Annotated in this window: 18 protein-coding genes; 5 read left to right on the forward strand and 13 right to left on the reverse strand. The window is 48.1% G+C overall.

Annotated elements, in window-relative coordinates:
- Positions 1-126: 126 nt before the first annotated feature.
- The 13 genes from ureG to urtA form a co-directional block, all read right to left on the reverse strand.
- Entirely contained in the window at positions 127-744 is a 618-nt protein-coding gene (gene ureG / locus C942_RS12405; RefSeq protein WP_007466257.1) for an urease accessory protein UreG, read from the reverse strand.
- Positions 745-754: 10 nt separating this feature from the next.
- A complete protein-coding gene (locus C942_RS12410; protein ID WP_007466258.1) occupies positions 755-1438 on the reverse strand; it encodes an urease accessory protein UreF in 684 nt (227 codons plus the stop codon).
- 35 nt (positions 1439-1473) lie between these two features.
- Positions 1474-2124, reverse strand: coding sequence for a HupE/UreJ family protein (locus tag C942_RS12415; RefSeq protein WP_051035812.1), 651 nt, complete (start codon positions 2122-2124; stop codon positions 1474-1476).
- Between the two features lie 85 nt (positions 2125-2209).
- Positions 2210-2668, reverse strand: coding sequence for an urease accessory protein UreE (gene ureE / locus C942_RS12420; protein WP_007466260.1), 459 nt, complete (start codon positions 2666-2668; stop codon positions 2210-2212).
- Between the two features lie 11 nt (positions 2669-2679).
- On the reverse strand, positions 2680-4383 hold the full coding sequence (ureC, locus tag C942_RS12425; protein WP_007466262.1) for an urease subunit alpha: 1704 nt from the start codon (positions 4381-4383) through the stop codon (positions 2680-2682).
- 19 nt (positions 4384-4402) lie between these two features.
- Positions 4403-4792, reverse strand: coding sequence for an urease subunit beta (locus C942_RS12430; RefSeq protein WP_007466264.1), 390 nt, complete (start codon positions 4790-4792; stop codon positions 4403-4405).
- A gap of 8 nt (positions 4793-4800) precedes the next feature.
- Positions 4801-5103, reverse strand: coding sequence for an urease subunit gamma (gene ureA / locus C942_RS12435; RefSeq protein ID WP_007466266.1), 303 nt, complete (start codon positions 5101-5103; stop codon positions 4801-4803).
- A 64-nt stretch (positions 5104-5167) separates the two neighbouring features.
- Positions 5168-6121 carry an urease accessory protein UreD gene (locus C942_RS12440; protein WP_007466268.1) on the reverse strand — a complete coding sequence of 318 codons (954 nt, stop codon included), beginning with the start codon at positions 6119-6121 and terminating at the stop codon, positions 5168-5170.
- Complete coding sequence (gene urtE, locus C942_RS12445) at positions 6118-6813, reverse strand: urea ABC transporter ATP-binding subunit UrtE (protein ID WP_007466270.1); 696 nt, start codon at positions 6811-6813, stop codon at positions 6118-6120. Before urtE ends, C942_RS12440 begins: the two co-directional genes overlap by 4 nt.
- A 2-nt stretch (positions 6814-6815) precedes the next feature.
- Positions 6816-7715 (reverse strand): urea ABC transporter ATP-binding protein UrtD, encoded by a 900-nt coding sequence (gene urtD / locus C942_RS12450; protein WP_007466272.1) that lies wholly within the window; start codon positions 7713-7715, stop codon positions 6816-6818.
- Complete coding sequence (urtC, locus tag C942_RS12455) at positions 7712-8821, reverse strand: urea ABC transporter permease subunit UrtC (protein WP_007466274.1); 1110 nt, start codon at positions 8819-8821, stop codon at positions 7712-7714. Before urtC ends, urtD begins: the two co-directional genes overlap by 4 nt.
- A 3-nt stretch (positions 8822-8824) precedes the next feature.
- Entirely contained in the window at positions 8825-10525 is a 1701-nt protein-coding gene (urtB, locus tag C942_RS12460) for an urea ABC transporter permease subunit UrtB (RefSeq protein WP_007466276.1), read from the reverse strand.
- A gap of 143 nt (positions 10526-10668) precedes the next feature.
- Complete coding sequence (gene urtA, locus C942_RS12465) at positions 10669-11958, reverse strand: urea ABC transporter substrate-binding protein (protein ID WP_007466278.1); 1290 nt, start codon at positions 11956-11958, stop codon at positions 10669-10671.
- Between the two features lie 431 nt (positions 11959-12389).
- Here urtA and C942_RS12470 point away from each other — a divergent pair, with 431 nt between their 5' ends.
- The 5 genes from C942_RS12470 to C942_RS12490 all read left to right on the forward strand — a co-directional run.
- Positions 12390-13346, forward strand: coding sequence for an AAA family ATPase (locus C942_RS12470; protein WP_007466280.1), 957 nt, complete (start codon positions 12390-12392; stop codon positions 13344-13346).
- Complete coding sequence (locus C942_RS12475; RefSeq protein ID WP_007466282.1) at positions 13343-14284, forward strand: DUF58 domain-containing protein; 942 nt, start codon at positions 13343-13345, stop codon at positions 14282-14284. The genes C942_RS12470 and C942_RS12475 overlap by 4 nt, the downstream gene beginning before the upstream one ends.
- Positions 14277-14834 (forward strand): DUF4381 domain-containing protein, encoded by a 558-nt coding sequence (locus C942_RS12480; protein ID WP_007466284.1) that lies wholly within the window; start codon positions 14277-14279, stop codon positions 14832-14834. The genes C942_RS12475 and C942_RS12480 overlap by 8 nt, the downstream gene beginning before the upstream one ends.
- A complete protein-coding gene (locus tag C942_RS12485; RefSeq protein ID WP_007466286.1) occupies positions 14827-15792 on the forward strand; it encodes a vWA domain-containing protein in 966 nt (321 codons plus the stop codon). The genes C942_RS12480 and C942_RS12485 overlap by 8 nt, the downstream gene beginning before the upstream one ends.
- A partial coding sequence (locus C942_RS12490) for a vWA domain-containing protein (protein WP_036799974.1) occupies positions 15785-17311 on the forward strand: 1527 nt, incomplete at its 3' end. The genes C942_RS12485 and C942_RS12490, both read left to right, overlap by 8 nt.

Raw genomic sequence — 17311 nt, forward strand, 5'->3', positions numbered from 1 at the left:
CTCAACCAAAAATCAAAAAACCGTAAAAATAAACGTACAGTGTGAATTATTTTAATTTCGTTCGTATTCTCAAAATATGGGAAGCCTGATTTTTCAGGCTTCCTCATGAGCAGGTTAATTTAATAATTAACCATCAAGCATTCCCTGTGTTACAACAAAATCGATGATGTCTGATACCCCCTTACCTTCTTTGAGATTTGTAAAGACGTATGGCTTATCCGGACGCATTCGCTTGGTATCCTGATCCATAATCTCCAGTGAAGCACCAACATAAGGAGCCAGATCAATCTTATTGATCACCAATAAGTCTGAGCGTGTTATGCCCGGTCCACCTTTCCTTGGGATCTTTTCTCCTTCTGCTACATCAATGACATATATTGTTAAGTCAGCCAGTTCCGGGCTGAAGGTTGCACTTAGGTTATCACCTCCACTTTCGATAAAAACTACGTCCAGCGTTTGATGTCGTCTTGCAAGATCTTCAACTGCGGCCAAATTCATTGATGCATCCTCACGTATTGCCGTATGAGGGCATCCTCCGGTTTCAACACCTATGATTCGATCCTCAGCCAGAGCCTCAGCCTTTGTCAGGATCCTGGCATCTTCTTGTGTGTAGATATCATTGGTGACAACAGCAATGTTGTATTTGTCGCGAATTGTTTTGCATAACACTTCAAGCAATGCTGTCTTACCCGAACCGACAGGGCCGCCGACGCCAACCCGTAACGGTGACTTGTATGCTGTCATATTCTTATCCTTAAGAGCGATATAGCCGTGTGTATTGTGTTTCGTGCCGACTGCTTGCTATGGCCTGAGCCGGTGTAAAACTACCTATTTCATGATCTTCAACCTGTCTGGATGCCGCTATCGCCTCAGGCAATCGTGTTGAAACCTCCAACAAAATCTGTTGTCCCTGAGTTTGGCCAAGCGGAATTAACTTAACTCCAGCCATCGTTGCATTTTCCAGCCAACTCCACAGATAGCCTGCACATAAATCATCACTATCGATTTGCCACAAGTTGGCAGCAAGAGCAAAAGCGACTAACTGGTTGTAGTGCTCAACCTCATCCAACAAGTTATTGAACCTTTCATCCAATTGCCTAAGTAACCTGACGGCAGCCAGCCCTCGCTGCTTCTCTTCAAGGCGCATTTCTTTCGTTTCCCGGCAAGCATAAAGCCACTGGCTCCACCTATTTACAGTCCGAATATCCTGTGCATTCATTGCTTGATATAACCGCTGTAATAGGGGTAACTCCATTGTTACCAGGCTATGATGGAGCATATCTTCAAGCCATTTTTGCAGACTTTTCTGATCTGTTACCCAACCATGCTCAACCGCCCATTCAAGCCCTTGCGAATAAGTGAAAGCACCAATCGGAAGAGATGGACTCATCAACTGATATAAGCGAAAATCCGCCAGAAAACGCTTGGTTTCAATCATTTCTGCTCCCGCTGGTATTACATTAAGTTGAGTAATTAACCGGTTACTGCCAGAACAAGTCCACTAGCGCCTAAAAACACCCCTTGCCATCCGGGGACCATAACTCGTCCCAGCATAAATCCGACTGAACTCAAGAATCCGGCGCCAACAAGCATCCCTGGAGCGAAAGCCAGCAGGCTCTGTCCTGAAGCTTCCGCCCCATGAGCCCAGCCATGAAAAATCAACATCATCGCTGCAATTGCTGGCAATAAAGACAAAACTCGATGTTTTGATACAGAAAATCTATTGAGACTTAGAGCGGTAATAGCGACAACAAATACCGAACCAATAATCATTGGCTCAACTCCATTTACCTCCCCTGCAAAAGCCCCCATACCAAGACCAACTAACATACAAATCAACGCCATCAAAATCGGACCGAGTCCGCTATTGTTTGTCCTGAGTTTCTTATATTGGGCTGCTATTAATCCGATGCCTATGAGCATTACCAAATGGTCAAAACCAGTCAGTGGGTGGATTATCCCTGAATAAAATGCCGATATGAGCCTGTCGGATACATCACCTCCAGCTAATGATGCTCCGCTGTCATGCGCCCACACTGAACCGGATGTACCTAATGCACCTAATGTGGCTACCATACGGCTGATGCCCTGTTTTCCCGAACAATTGAACTCTAACCTGGTCATTGCTTACTCCTTGCCTGATTAATAAGCGCTTCATGCTGTTCTGATTTCTATTGGTATGATCTGCAAATATTGTCGCTATACCGTCTTAATGATTGTGTCCGTGTCCACCATTTATGCCGCCATAAGCACCATCCTCAGGCTCAAAAGGAGCAAGCTCGGACACCACATCCGCACCTAACGCAGTAACCATTTCATCTAAGACACGATCGTGCTGGTAACGAACCCAATCTGGCTTAATTTCCAAGGGAACGTGGCGATTTCCCAGGTGATAACAAACGCGAGCCATCAAGTGCGAGTCCCGGCAATATACGGTTGATACACTCTCATTCGCCGCACGAATCTGGACTTTTATCCCCTCATCTCCTTGTATGACATCTCCGCCGCGTAAGATCTTTCCTCGCGGTAGGAACAAACCAGCTTCCCGGCCATCATCAAGCGTCACTTTAAGACGACTTTTGATCCGTAAATCAATTGGCAAACTAAGAGTGACATCAAAAGCTGAATCAGACTTTTCTGCCTGCAAAACATGGGTAAGCACAATCATTTGTTTCCCCCTTAAAATAAAAAATACCGCTGCGCCATCGGCAAGACGTCTGCCGGTTCACAAATCAGAAGTTCGCCATTGGCTCGAACCTGATAGGTTTGAGAGTCCACTTCGATATTGGGCTGCCAATCATTTAACACCATGTCTGCTTTGCTGATATCACGACATCTTTTTGCAATACCAATCTGACTCTGTAATCCAAGCTGGCCATCAATCCCCGCGGCCTTCGCTGCTGCTGAAATAAATAACATTGAAGTTTTCTGCCTGGCTTTACCAAAACTGCCGAACATAGATCGATAATGAACAGGCTGAGGGGTGGGAATTGAGGCATTAGGATCACCCATAGGTGCGGCGGCTATCATCCCCCCCTTAATTATTGAGCTCGGTTTAACTCCGAAAAAAGCCGGTTTCCAAAGCACCAGATCTGCCAACTTACCCACTTCGATTGATCCCACTTCATGGCTGATACCGTGTGTAATAGCCGGGTTAATGGTGTATTTGGCAATATAACGTTTGAGCCTGAAATTATCGCTGTAACCGGAATCTTGTGGCAGACTTCCTCGCTGTACTTTCATTTTGTGCGCAGTCTGCCAAGTGCGAGTAATCACTTCACCCACTCGCCCCATCGCCTGGGAATCGGAAGCGATCATCGAAAACGCTCCCAGATCATGAAGAATGTCTTCCGCTGCGATGGTTTCACGACGGATACGAGATTCGGCAAATGCAACATCTTCAGCAATTGACGGAGAAAGATGATGGCAGACCATCAGCATATCGAGATGCTCATCAACCGTATTGACGGTATAGGGCCGGGTTGGATTGGTCGAAGATGGCAACACATTTGGCTCACCGCATGCGCGGATAATATCCGGAGCATGCCCTCCCCCCGCACCTTCGGTATGGTAAGTGTGGATAACCCGATCACCGATTGCAGCTAAAGTTGACTCGACAAAGCCTGACTCGTTCAACGTATCTGTATGAATGGCGACTTGCACATCAGTGTCATCAGCCACACTCAGACAGTTATCAATCGACGCAGGCGTAGTCCCCCAGTCCTCATGTAATTTAAGACCTACCGCTCCTGCTTCCACCTGTTCATACAAAGCATCAGGTAAACTGGCATTCCCTTTTCCCAGCAAACCAAAGTTCATCGGAAAATGGTCCAGCGATTCCAGCATACGGTGAATATTCCAAGGCCCCGGTGTACAGGTTGTAGCATTTGTTCCTGTTGCCGGACCGGTTCCACCGCCAAGCATTGTGGTGATCCCTGAGCACAATGCCTCTTCAATTTGCTGAGGGCAGATAAAGTGAATATGAGAATCAATTCCTCCGGCAGTCAGGATCGAACCTTCTCCGGCAAGAATTTCTGTTCCAGGGCCAATCACAATGTCGACACCGGACTGGACATCCGGATTACCCGCTTTGCCGATACCGCTAATCCGCCCCTCTTTTATGGCGACATCTGCTTTGACTATGCCCCAGTAGTCCAGTACAACTGCATTGGTGATCACCAGATCCGGAGTTTCAGCTGACGGACACTGACTTTGTCCCATTCCGTCACGAATAACTTTTCCACCACCAAACTTAACTTCATCGCCATAACGTGTGTAATCTTTCTCAACTTCAAGCCACAGTTCTGTATCGGCCAGCCTGACCCTGTCGCCGACCGTCGGACCGAACATCTCCCCATAAGCCTGTCGGGATATCGTTGCCATCTAATTCTAAGCCTCCCTGCTATTTTTCTGCCTCAATGCCATTAGTTCCTGTCAATGGCAACTCCGCGTCCAGAGGCCCCATGACTTTTCCCTGAAAGCCGTATATAGACATGGTTCCGCCGAAACTCACCAGCTCTACTGTCCGGATTTGGCCTGGCTCAAAACGTATTGCTGTACCGGCAGCAATATTCAGCCGATACCCCAAGGTTGCTTCCCGTTTGAAATCCAAAGATTCATTCACTTCATAAAAGTGGTAATGCGAACCAACCTGTATCGGCCTATCGCCCAAATTAGCAACAGCAACAGATATCAACGGCCTGCCCGGATTCAGTTCAATATCAGCAGCCGCACACTGAATCTCACCGGGAATAAGTTCACTTTTTTCATTTGAAGCTTTAACACCAGACATTCCGCACCTCACACAATAGGATCGTGTACTGTCACCAATTTAGTGCCGTCAGGAAAAGTTGCCTCCACCTGCACATCATGGATCATGGCGGCAACGCCTTCCATAACCTCATCAGCAGATAAAATGGTCCGACCGAAATCCATCAGTTCAGCAACCGTTTTTCCCTCTCTTGCACCTTCCATGACTGCCGCGCTGATCAAAGCAACCGACTCCGGGTAATTCAGCTTCAGGCCTTTGTCACGACGTTGTTCTGCTAATAAAGCGGCGGTAAAAATTAACAACTTGTCCTTTTCTCTGGGGGTTAACTCCATCAGTCCCTCCTGCAATAGCTCAAATGACTTTCAATTTCCCCATATATCCGATTGCCCCTACCTCTCAGGTTGCCCATATCCTCGGCAGGTTAGGCGACGTTCCATGCCAATATTCCCTGACCGACGTCCAAACCTCCCGAAACAGAGTCATGATTGGCTCCGTACCGTTACCCATTACCCTAATGACCAACACCCTGTGTTTATCATTGATATCCGCAACTTCAGTAACGCCTGACACAATCCTGTTTTTCGTCAGGTAGTTCTGATAGTGGTTTAGCAAACCCTGTACCATATTGAGCAAAAAAACATCAGAATCAGTAATCATCATGGTTGCCAGCATAGCGTTACCCCGCATCCCGGCCGAATACTGATGCGGGTCATCCCCATGGACATTTAGTTGCTCAGCAAGAATCAGATTATCTTCGATACGTAGACAAGTGCTGCCAACAACAGACCCCGTCGAAAATCCCTCTTTTAGTGCAGGCCGCCCAAAACAGTGCAATTCCCAACCAATAAACCGACCACCTGCCTCTACATGAATTTCGGTATCCATCCTGACTCGCGCCTCAGGAAAATAGATATTTTCCTGAGGCAACCATTCCAGCATCGCACCTTTTTTCACGGTAAGACTCTGCTTCTGGCAAGCAAATGCACCCGCAGAACGATAAAACTTAGTGGCTCCTGGCGTGGTAACCAGCGCACTTGCACCCGGGCCACATGAAACCTCAATCGATAATTTATCGCCTCCGACAACACCTCCGGGAGGGTGAAGTAAATACGTGTGGCAAATTCCACCTTCAGGATAAAGAGGCCGCTGCACAGCCAAGGGACCATACTGTCTGCGGTGTTTGAGCAAGGTTTTGCCGAACCGGGCAGAAAAACCCAGTTCCAACTGAGCCCGCCATCCCTGCTGTTGATCCAGCTCTGCTGGTGTCGGCTTAGGTCTGACAGAAACAATCTGCAATTTCTCATCACTCAAACAGGCATCTAACGGCTTCCTTTCCGGCATGATGGTCATACGGTCAGATACTCCCTGATAAGTTGGTCATTGAGCTGTGTCATATTCCCTTTGGCTACAGCCCGCCCCCGGTCAAGCAGACAAAAATGGTCACCGACTTTTCTGGCAAAGGGCAGCTTCTGCTCAACCAGCAACACAGTCAGCCCCAGTGTTTGATTTAGCTTGAGGATAATGTCTGCAATTTCCTGAACGATATTAGGCTGAATGCCTTCTGTTGGCTCATCCAGAATGAGCAGCCTCGGATTAATCACCAGTGCCCTGGCAATCGCCAGTTGCTGCTGCTGGCCACCGGAAAGATCACCACCTCGACGATGAAGCATCTCTTTCAGCACAGGAAACAGTTCATAGATAAATTCCGGGATAATTCGATCCCCTTTGGCACGGATCGGCAAACCAATCTGAAGGTTTTCTTCAACAGTCAGCAGAGAGAAAATCTGCCTTCCTTGCGGAACATAACCCACACCATGACGGGGACGGCTTTCGGCAGACATCGCACTGATATCTTTGCCTTCCCAGATAATTTCTCCGCTATCGACAGGCAGCAATCCCATCACGCATTCCAACAAAGTAGTTTTACCGACTCCATTTCGTCCCATCAGCACTGTGCACTCGCCTTCAGGAACGGAAATATCAAGATCCCACAAGGTGTGGCTTTCACCATAGAATTGGTTCAATCCTCTGACTTCCAGCATCACTACTCTCCCAAATAGACTTGTTTAACCTGAGGATTCGACTGAATCTCGCTCATGCTTCCTTCTGCCAACACATGTCCCTGATGAAGAACAGAAACCGTACTGGCTATCGAACGCACAAAGTCCATATCGTGCTCGACAACTACAACAGAGTGTTCGCCAGCCAGTGATGTCAGCAACGCCGCCGTTCTGTCCATTTCCTGATGAGTCATCCCGGCAACAGGTTCATCCACCAGCAATAGCTTCGGCTTTTGCATCAGTAACATACCAATCTCAAGCCACTGCTTCTGACCGTGAGACAAATTCCCCGCTAATAGAGAGGCCTGATTACACAAACCAACCTGTTCCAGGACTCGATTAATTTCATCTCTTTGCGCCCCGTTTAAACGGGCACGAAAAACATCAAACACACCGCGCTCACCAGCCATTGCCAATTCAAGGTTGTGCCACACCGTCAGACATTCAAATACGGTCGGCTTCTGAAATTTACGGCCAATACCGGCATTAGCGATTTCAGCTTCGTCCATATTTAGTAAGTTGAGGTTTGAACCCAGCCAGACTTGGCCTTCATCAGGCCGGGTTTTGCCTGTGATGATATCCATCATGGTCGTTTTGCCCGCTCCATTCGGACCAATGATGCAGCGCAATTCCCCTTCCCTGATATACAAATTCAGATCATCAATCGCTTTAAAACCATCAAATGACTTAGTCACCCCTTCGATATAAAGCAAAATGTTGTGTCGGGTATCCAATAAGGGGTGGTATTGCGGCTTAAGGAAGTCGAAAACCTGATCCCGGCGCACCAGGTTCCTTAATTTCCGGCGAAACTGGGATTCAGACGGGTTAGCGTCGCCCGTCTTGAGCAGCTTTTGCGGTGATAGTTGCTGAGGAATGGTTGTCATAATGACGCCTCCTTAGCAGGAGTTTTTCGGGAGAAACACTTACTGATAAAACCAGTAATACCTTCGGGCAGAAACAGCGTCGCCATTACAAATAATCCGCCAAGTGCGAACAACCAGACTTCAGGCAGTTCTATCGTAAACCAGCTTTTGGCGTAGTTAATCAGCACCGCGCCGACCACGGCACCAAACAAGGTTGCACGGCCACCAAGCGCAACCCAGACAACAATTTCAATGGAGTTGAGCGGTGCAAACTCTCCGGGGTTAATAATACCGACCTGTGGGACATACAAGGCACCGGCAATACCCGCAAGAACGGCAGACAAAACAAAGATCCACAGTTTGATCTGATCAACGTTATAGCCAATAAAACGAACTCTTGATTCTTCATCCCGGGTCGCAAGCGCTACTTTACCCAGCCTGCTGGCGATTACCGCCCGGCAAACCAGATAGCCAGTCATCAATGCAATAGCTGAAGCAACAAACAACACAATTCGGGTCGTGTCTGATTGCAGGCTGAATCCGAGAATATCTTTAAAGTCAGTCAGCCCGTTATTGCCGCCAAACCCCATTTCATTACGGAAAAATGCCAGCATCAGCGCAAAGGTCAGCGCCTGGGTCATAATCGAAAGGTAGACACCGGAGACTCGTGAACGAAAGGCCAGATAACCAAACACCCAGGCCAGAACTCCCGGCACCAGAACAACCATCAAACAGGCAAACCAGAACATATCAAACCCATTCCAGAACCATGGCAATTCTTTCCAATTCAGGAACACCATGAAATCCGGTAGGATCGGGTCGCCATACACACCTCTGTCACCAATCTGGCGCATCAAATACATACCCATGGCATAACCGCCCAGAGCAAAAAAAGCGCCATGCCCGAGACTGAGGATCCCCAGATACCCCCAAATCAGATCAACGGCCAGCGCCAGCAACGCATAAGTCAGGTACTTACCAAGTAAAGTAATGGTGTAGGTTTCAACATGTAACGGGTGCCCCTCCGCCACAAGCATATTCAGGGCCGGAATGACAAAAGCCAATATGAGCAGAAGAGTCAGCAACAACTGACCACCACGATCATCCTTTAATATTGATTTCAACATACGCTAACCCTCCACTGCCCGACCACGTTGTGGAAACAATCCGCGAGGTCGCTTCTGGATAAACAGAATAATGAAGACCAGCACCAGAATTTTCGCCAACACTGCTCCGGCCCAAGGTTCGAGGGATTTATTGAAGATCCCAAGACTCAGCCCTGCAACCAGAGTTCCCCACAGATTGCCGACACCACCAAACACCACCACCATGAAAGAGTCGATGATGTAACTCTGCCCCATGTTGGGGCCAACATTAGTCAACTGAGAAAGCGCAACGCCAGCAACACCGGCAACCCCGGAACCCAAACCAAACGTCATCGCATCAACCCACTCGGAGCGAACGCCCATAGCACGGGCCATAGCTCTGTTCTGCGATACAGCCCGAACCTGAAGACCCAAAGATGTTTTTTTGAGAATGAAAACCAGCGCAGCAAAAACCAGCAGACAGAAGAAAATGATATAGAGGCGGTTATAAGTCAGCGAAAGCATGGGATTGACTTCCAGCATCCCACTCATCCAATCAGGGGTTGAGACTGAGCGGTTAAGAGGAGAAAAAATACTGCGCACCGCTTGCTGCAAAATAAGACTGATACCGAATGTTGCTAGTAACGTTTCCAACGGACGACCATAGAGAAAACGAATCACTCCCCGCTCAATTGCTACCCCCACTGCCCCTGCAACCAGAAAGGCTGCCGGAATAGAAAGAATCAGCGACATGCCTGTATGGCCAGGCATCAGCTGCTGCATCACATAAGTGGTATATGCCCCCAGCATTATGAGTTCACCATGCGCCATGTTGATAACACCCATAACACCGAATGTAATCGCCAGACCGATTCCGGCTAACACCAGCACAGAACCGAGGCTAAGCCCAAAATAGAGAGTCTCTACAGAGCTATACAACCGCTGGCTTTGCTCATAACTGTCAATGCCAAGCTTGAGCCCGGCGATAAATTCAGCATCACCGTTTTCTCTGGCAAGCTCAGCATCCAATGATTTTTTCATCGCCAACTGCGCCGCAGGCTCTAAAGAACCATTCAACGCCTGTAATGCTTTCATACGCACTGTCGTGTCATCAGAGCTGATATCGGAAATAGCCAAGACCAATGCCAGCACTTCTTTCACCGATACTGATGTTTCCAGCTGATAAGTTTCCCGCACCAATGCCTGAACGCTATCAGATGTGTTTCCGAGTAAATCTTTTGCGGCCCGCAGACGAACATTTTCTATTTCCGATGCTAAATCAAGCTGAGCCAGCCCCAGGCGAACCGCTGAACGAAGGCGATTATTGAGTTTTACTTTTTTATAATCCCGTCGGTTGGTTATCAGGACTTTTTCACTGTCTGCTTTACTGTCTTCAATTAGAAATGCCGACTCATTAATATTAAGAACAGCAATATGAAATAATCTTTTGCTTTGACGATGGTAATAAATTTGACCTTCCAGCAATCCATTAAGGATCCTGGCGGCAGAAGTGTGACGAGATAAAACCAACCATTCAATGGCCTGCTGCTTCTTAGCAAAATTACGTTGTGACAGCAGTTTTTCAACATTCTGAAAAGAGGCCACATCGCCAACAACCGGAGCCGCAATTGAATCAGCCACTAAACTCAGGAACAAAACAACCGACAGCAAACCTACAGACAGTAATTGAGATATTGTTGAAGACTTATCTGGCAATCGAACTGTCAGCCAACTGTGTATATTCATAAAATACCTACCCCAAACTCAAACTTGTGCTCACCATTGTCCAGGCTGAAAAACCCGTCCAGACGTGAACACCTAATAAAATCTGGCAAGGCGCGGGAGATGTCATCCGTTGACGCACCCACGCCTGCCGAGATTGGGTTCAGTTATTTCTTGGTTCCGGCACACTTACCGGTAACAACATTGAAGCTTCCGCATTCAAGAGGTTTCAGCCAGCTGGCGTAAAGATCCTTTGAACCCGGTAAATAGTTAGACCATGCATCACCAGCAACGACACCTTCAGTTTCCCACACCACTTCGAACTGACCGTCATCCTGAATCTCACCCAACAATACCGGCTTAGTAATATGGTGATTCGGCATCATAGTTGCGTAGCCGCCCGAAAGGTTAGGCACAGTAATACCGATAATCGCTTCCTGTATCGCATCAGACTCTGTAGAGCCTGCCTTTTTAACGGCTTCTACCCACATGTTAAAGCCGATATAACTGGCCTCCATCGGATCGTTAGAAACCCGTTTTTCGTCTTTTATGAACTTGTGCCATTTTTCTACAAACTCGCCGTTTGCTTGTGTATCGACACTCATGAAGTAGTTCCATGCAGCCAGGTGACCCACCAAGGGAGAAGTGTCCATCCCTGACAGCTCTTCCTCTCCCACAGAAAACGCAACAACCGGGATGTCTTCAGCAGATACCCCCTGTGCACCTAGCTCTTTGTAAAACGGTACATTGGCATCGCCATTAATAGTTGAAACTACAGCAGTTTTCTTGCCTTGAGCACCAAACTTTTTGATATCAGAAACAATGGATTGCCAGTCAGAGTGACCGAAAGGTGTATAACTGATCATGATATCGCTCTTGGCGACACCTTTTGACTGAAGGTAGGCTTCAAGGATTTTATTGGTCGTGCGGGGATAAACATAATCTGTTCCAGCAAGTACCCAACGCTTCACTTCCAGTTCATTCATTAGGTAATCAACGGCAGGGATAGCCTGCTGGTTTGGAGCCGCTCCGGTATAAAAGACATTTTTGGAGGACTCTTCCCCCTCATACTGGACAGGATAAAACAGCAGACTATTTAGCTCCTCGAAAACAGGGAGCATTGATTTACGGGATACTGATGTCCAGCCGCCGAAAACCACGTCCACTTTTTCTTTTTCGATCAGTTCACGAGCTTTTTCAGCAAACAAGGGCCAGTTTGAAGCAGGGTCAACAACAACAGCTTCAAGCTTTTTACCCAGCAGCCCTCCTCTTTTATTTTGTTCCTCAACCATCATAAGGATGGTGTCTTTTAGTGTTGTTTCACTGATTGCCATTGTCCCTGAAAGGGAATGCAACACCCCAACTTTGATCGTATCTTTCGCTGCAACAGCGTTAAATGACAAGAGCAGTGATGCAGCAACACCGACTAATGTACTTCTGAACATCTTGGTTGACATATTGTATAGCTCCTTGTGAATAATCATTCTCATCAGAGCAAACAACAGGCCAAAATTCAGCCAACTTTTAAAACCAAAATAAAACCCTAAATTTCAATAAGATAAATGCATGGAACAAAAACACGGTTAATTACAGTGCAACTTATCAGTAAGCTTTGGTGCATTACCTGACTTGCTGTGCACCATGTTGGTACATCATAACAAGGCTACCCGTCAGCGGAGGTCTTTATTTAATCCATTGTGGTGCGAGTAATTACAATTGAAAGCTAACCCTATGAGTAAGCTATAATTCGTCGCTAAGATCTTTCATGATGAATGTGTGGCTAAACATTGCGCATATAAACGCACTACATGAACTTTATCACTTTTTTCAGGTCAAAATTTTCATCATTTTCGTTTGACTGTTTGTTTTTATAGGACATTGCCAATCTATGCTAACGTCTACTTTTCAAAACCTTAAGACTTACCTAGACAGCCAGGTTATTGGCCAGCCTGATCTTGTTAAACAGTTGCTTATTGCACTTCTTGCCGATGGCCACATCCTTGTTGAAGGACCTCCGGGCCTAGCAAAAACGCGAGCAGTCAAAGTACTGTCCGATTGTATCGAGGGCAGCTTCCACCGTATCCAGTTCACCCCGGATCTGCTTCCGGCGGATTTAACCGGTACGGATATCTATCGCCCGGAAACCGGGGAATTTACTTTCCAGCCGGGCCCTATCTTCAATGCCTTGGTTCTTGCTGACGAAATCAACCGTGCCCCGGCCAAAGTTCAGGCAGCGATGCTTGAAGCCATGGCCGAAAAGCAAATTACCGCAGGCCGTAAAACCTACTCCCTACCGAAACTGTTCCTGGTGATGGCGACTCAGAACCCGATTGAGCAGGAAGGTACTTACCCGTTGCCCGAAGCCCAACTTGACCGTTTCTTGCTGCAACTGAATGTTGATTACCCAGATGCGGATAGCGAGCTACAAATCCTGCGCCTGAATCGTGGCGAAGCAATGGGAGAGGAAAAAGCAGAGCCGGTTCAAATCAGCCAAGAAGAGATCTTCAATGCTCGCCAGCAAGTACTGAATATTCACATGGCAGAAGAAGTCGAGCATTACATTATTCGACTGACAATGGCGACCCGTCAGCCTCAGCGTTACAGTGATCAGCTTGCTAACTGGCTACAAATGGGTGTCAGCCCGCGTGCCACTCTTGCGCTTGACCGCTGCGCCCGAGCCCATGCATGGCTGAACGGCCGTGACTTTGTCACCCCGGAAGATGTCCAGCAAATGGCTTACCCGGTGCTGCGCCACCGTTTGCTGCTGAGCTATGAAGCCCAGGCCGAAGGTGTTTCTGCTGATACTATTATCAGCCAGCTGATTGCACAGGTAGCCTGCGCATGACAGAGACATCCATGACACCTACCCTGCCGTCACATAGTGACGGGGTAAACCTGTGTCTGGCTGAATTGCTGCAATACAAAAATCAAACTGTTCGTTGGCTGCCACCTGCACAGAGTGTGTGGTCGCAGCTCAACGGCCAGCATTTGAGCCGGAAAAAAGGACGCGGGATGAACTTTTCTGAAGTTCGTCCTTATCAGCCGGGTGACGATATTCGTGCAATTGACTGGCGTGTCACAGCAAGGACAGGAAAAACCCACACCAAGCTGTTCACTGAAGAACGGGAAATGCCGGTTATGTTGCTGGTCGATCTCAGCAGCAGCATGAAGTTTGGCTCACAACTACTGCTGAAGTCGGTTCAGGCCGCTCACTTTGCCAGCCTGTTAAGCTGGCTGGCTATCAGCGAACAGGATCGTGTTGGTGCTGTTATTTACACCGGTGAGAAACTGATTGAATGCAAGCCGACTGGCCGTCAGCGAGGAGCATTGCGTCTGATCAATGCATTGATTGATGCCCATCAGAATAGCAACGAAACTAATCAAAGCCTGAGCTTTTCTGCAGCAATTAAGCATCTTCACCATTTGTGCTCTAAAGGCAGTGAAATCGTAATTATCAGCGATTTCTACCAGCTAAAAGACACAGATAAAAGAAGACTGAGCCAGTTGCGACAACATAACCGAATCCAGTTTGTTCAGATCCATGATCCGCTCGAACAAGGTCAAACAGCCTTCAAAGGCACAGAGCATGTCGCCGACAGCAACCAATCTGTATGGCTGGATTTCTCGGCCCGAAAGACCCGCGAAAAGCTCAGCCAGCAATATATTGACCATCAGGATTTTATCCATGATATGGCGATGAGCCTGGCGATTCCGCTTCATCAGGTATCTGCAGCACAACCATTGATCTGGCAACTTGGCGGTAAGGAGAAGCATTATGGCTAATAGTGCATCAGCTCAAGATTTTGCCGCCTCTCTTCCTCTTGCTGATATCCACCTGCCTGCGGAACCCGGTTACTGGCCTCTGGCATGGGGATGGTGGGCTTGCATACTTGCTGTTCTGCTTACCGTTACTGTATTGGTTTACCTGGTTAACCAACACAGAGTTAAGCAACGCGCGAGAAAAGAAGCATTGCGTCAACTTAAACATCTCGACGATCCGGCTCAGTTCGGCAACATCAACCTGCTTCTTCGTCAAACAGCAATGTCCTATTACCCGAGAAAGAATGTGGCCGGTTTAACCGGTGACCAATGGCTTTCATTCCTGGATAGTCATCTGGCCGAAAAACATCGCGGATTTGTGTCAATTTCTGAAGAGTGGCAGCGCGGCATTTTCTCACCTCAGGGACTTGAACCATCAGCTTTCAGTCAGTGCTATAAGCAAGCTTCAATCTGGCTGAAAAGAGCCAAGCTTCCTGCCAGCCAGGAAATCCGTCAGCAAAACAGTCATCACACCAACCAGCATAGCAAGGGCAAGGAGGCCTCTGATGTTTGAGTTTTCCTGGATCTGGGCATGGTTGCTGTTGCCACTACCTTTGCTTATTTACCGCTTCACAAAACCCGTTGTTCAGCCTGTAGCTATCCGTCTACCTAAATTGCCTGACGGTATCGGCACACAACAGCCGGATACTCGCTGGCGAAAAGGACTCATGACGATTGCATGGCTGTCGTTAATTGCCGCCCTCGCCCGCCCGGTATGGTATGGCGATCCAGTAGAGATCAACCCGGATCACCGCGACATGATGCTGGCAGTAGACTTATCCGGTTCCATGTCAATTGAAGATATGATCACATCCGGCGGGCAATCTGTTGATCGCCTCACGGCAGTAAAACAGGTATTGAATGACTTTATCGCCCGCCGACAAGGTGATCGCCTTGGCCTGGTGTTGTTTGCCAACCACGGTTACCTGCAAACACCGCTGACTTTCGACCGCAATACAGTTCAGGAGCAACTGGGCCGCACTGTACTGGGGCTTATCGGACAAAGTACCGCCATCGGCGAAGGCTTAGGTGTGGCAACCAAAACCTTTATCGACAGTGATGCTAAACAGCGAGTAATTATCCTGCTTAGTGACGGAGCCAATACTGCCGGTGTCATCGACCCGATTGAAGCGGCAGAGCTTGCCACCCGAAGTGATGTCACCATCTATACCGTCGGTATTGGGGCAGAAGAAATGGAGCAAAGAACATTCTTCTCCACCAGAAAGGTGAACCCATCGCAGGATCTGGATGAAAGAACACTAACCAAAATTGCTGAAATGACTGGCGGTCAGTATTTCCGCGCCAGAAATCCGCAGGAACTTGAAAATATTTATCAGTTAATCGATCAAATGGAACCAATTAACACCGCTCAGCAAACCTGGCGTCCACGTCAGGAACTGTTCCGTTTTCCTTTGGCTCTCACATTGCTGCTTTCAGTAGCTATCGTACTGCTAAGGAGACGACATGGCTGATTTTACTTTTCTTCACCCTCTCTGGCTGCTGGCTGCGCTCCCGCTGGGATTATTGTTGCCATGGCTAAAGATGACTCAACGCAAAAGCGGCCTTATCGCGCCTCATCTGGCAGAAAAGCTCGGCCTCAGCCACCAGCAAACAAGCAATACCTTTATTCCGTTTCTGGGTGCAGCCTGGCTGCTTACCGTCATCGCTCTGGCCGGGCCAAGCTGGCAGAAAACCACCCTGCCCGCTTACAGCATCAGCGGAGCAAGAGTGCTGGTGATGGATATGTCCCGCTCAATGTATGCCACAGACATCGCACCTAACCGCCTGACCCAGGCGCGTTATAAAGCGATGGACCTGCTTCCCGGTTGGCAGGAAGGCAGTACAGGACTCGTAACATACGCAGCTGACGGTTATGTGGTTAGCCCACTAACAGAAGACAGCAGTACCCTGGCGAACCTGATCCCTTATCTTTCTCCAGATATCATGCCGATTCAGGGCAGCAATGCCGCCGCCGGGGTTAAGGAAGCGATTAACCTGCTCAAACAGGCTGGTCATCAGCGTGGCGATATCATCCTGGTCACAGATGGCCTGACTAAGAAAGAGACCCGTGAAGCCCAGTCTCTGCTCGACAGCACAAGCTACCGGGTTTCTGTTCTGGCAGTCGGAACACGCCAGGGTGCGCCGGTACAAATGCCAGATGGCCGACTATTAACGGACAGCTCTGGTAAAACTGTGGTTGCTAAAGTTGATCTGGATAACCTGCTAAGCCTGGTAAACCAGACCGGTGGACAGCTGCAGCTGCTACAACCGACCAACCGTGATGTTGAAAAACTGATAGCTGCAACTTCCAAACCTCAAGAAGGTGCCAATAAGCACAAAGACAAAGAACTGGAAGAACGGATTAATAATGGCTTCTGGTTGCTGATCCCTTTAGTGATTTTGTCACTGTTCGGTTTTCGGCGAGGGGTAATCATCGCAGCCCTGCTGATTGTTATGCCTGTTGATGATGCCTTTGCATCACCATGGCTGAACGACAATCAACTGGCTTATAAGGCTTTTCAGCAGAAAGACTATGAAGCTGCAGCAGAGCAGTTTATGTCTCCGCGATGGAAAGGTGCAGCTCTGTATAAAGCCGGACAATACGAGCAGGCGATTGAGTATTTCAGCCAGCAGAAGGACATCACATCGCGCTATAACTTAGGTAATGCCTATGCCTTCGCAGGCAAACTCCAGGATGCCATTGACAGCTATCAGTCAGTGCTGGATGAAGATGCAGGCCACAAGGATGCCCAAAAGAATCTGGAGATTGTAAAAAAAGCACTAGAGCAACAGCAACAGCAACAGCAACAGCAACAGCAACAGCAACAGCAACAGCAACAGCAACAGCAACAGCAGTCTGATCAGAATAAAAATTCTGACCAAAATCAATCTTCAGATTCTCAGCAAAACAGCAAGAAGTCTCAGGATCAAGAGAATCAGCAGAATCAGCAGAATCAACAGAATCAGCAGAATCAGCAGAATCAGCAGAAT

The organism is Photobacterium marinum (genome assembly GCF_000331515.1).
GTDB classification, from domain to species: Bacteria; Pseudomonadota; Gammaproteobacteria; order Enterobacterales; family Vibrionaceae; genus Photobacterium; species Photobacterium marinum.

What these genes read in the sequence shown, in the direction of transcription:
- ureG (WP_007466257.1), bottom strand. Translation starts at nt 744, where the DNA reads ATGACAGCATACAAGTCACCGTTACGGGTTGGCGTCGGCGGCCCTGTC.
- C942_RS12410 (WP_007466258.1), bottom strand. Translation starts at nt 1,438, where the DNA reads ATGATTGAAACCAAGCGTTTTCTGGCGGATTTTCGCTTATATCAGTTG.
- C942_RS12415 (WP_051035812.1), bottom strand. Translation starts at nt 2,124, where the DNA reads ATGACCAGGTTAGAGTTCAATTGTTCGGGAAAACAGGGCATCAGCCGT.
- ureE (WP_007466260.1), bottom strand. Translation starts at nt 2,668, where the DNA reads ATGATTGTGCTTACCCATGTTTTGCAGGCAGAAAAGTCTGATTCAGCT.
- ureC (WP_007466262.1), bottom strand. Translation starts at nt 4,383, where the DNA reads ATGGCAACGATATCCCGACAGGCTTATGGGGAGATGTTCGGTCCGACG.
- C942_RS12430 (WP_007466264.1), bottom strand. Translation starts at nt 4,792, where the DNA reads ATGTCTGGTGTTAAAGCTTCAAATGAAAAAAGTGAACTTATTCCCGGT.
- ureA (WP_007466266.1), bottom strand. Translation starts at nt 5,103, where the DNA reads ATGGAGTTAACCCCCAGAGAAAAGGACAAGTTGTTAATTTTTACCGCC.
- C942_RS12440 (WP_007466268.1), bottom strand. Translation starts at nt 6,121, where the DNA reads ATGACCATCATGCCGGAAAGGAAGCCGTTAGATGCCTGTTTGAGTGAT.
- urtE (WP_007466270.1), bottom strand. Translation starts at nt 6,813, where the DNA reads ATGCTGGAAGTCAGAGGATTGAACCAATTCTATGGTGAAAGCCACACC.
- urtD (WP_007466272.1), bottom strand. Translation starts at nt 7,715, where the DNA reads ATGACAACCATTCCTCAGCAACTATCACCGCAAAAGCTGCTCAAGACG.
- urtC (WP_007466274.1), bottom strand. Translation starts at nt 8,821, where the DNA reads ATGTTGAAATCAATATTAAAGGATGATCGTGGTGGTCAGTTGTTGCTG.
- urtB (WP_007466276.1), bottom strand. Translation starts at nt 10,525, where the DNA reads ATGAATATACACAGTTGGCTGACAGTTCGATTGCCAGATAAGTCTTCA.
- urtA (WP_007466278.1), bottom strand. Translation starts at nt 11,958, where the DNA reads ATGTCAACCAAGATGTTCAGAAGTACATTAGTCGGTGTTGCTGCATCA.
- C942_RS12470 (WP_007466280.1), top strand. Translation starts at nt 12,390, where the DNA reads ATGCTAACGTCTACTTTTCAAAACCTTAAGACTTACCTAGACAGCCAG.
- C942_RS12475 (WP_007466282.1), top strand. Translation starts at nt 13,343, where the DNA reads ATGACAGAGACATCCATGACACCTACCCTGCCGTCACATAGTGACGGG.
- C942_RS12480 (WP_007466284.1), top strand. Translation starts at nt 14,277, where the DNA reads ATGGCTAATAGTGCATCAGCTCAAGATTTTGCCGCCTCTCTTCCTCTT.
- C942_RS12485 (WP_007466286.1), top strand. Translation starts at nt 14,827, where the DNA reads ATGTTTGAGTTTTCCTGGATCTGGGCATGGTTGCTGTTGCCACTACCT.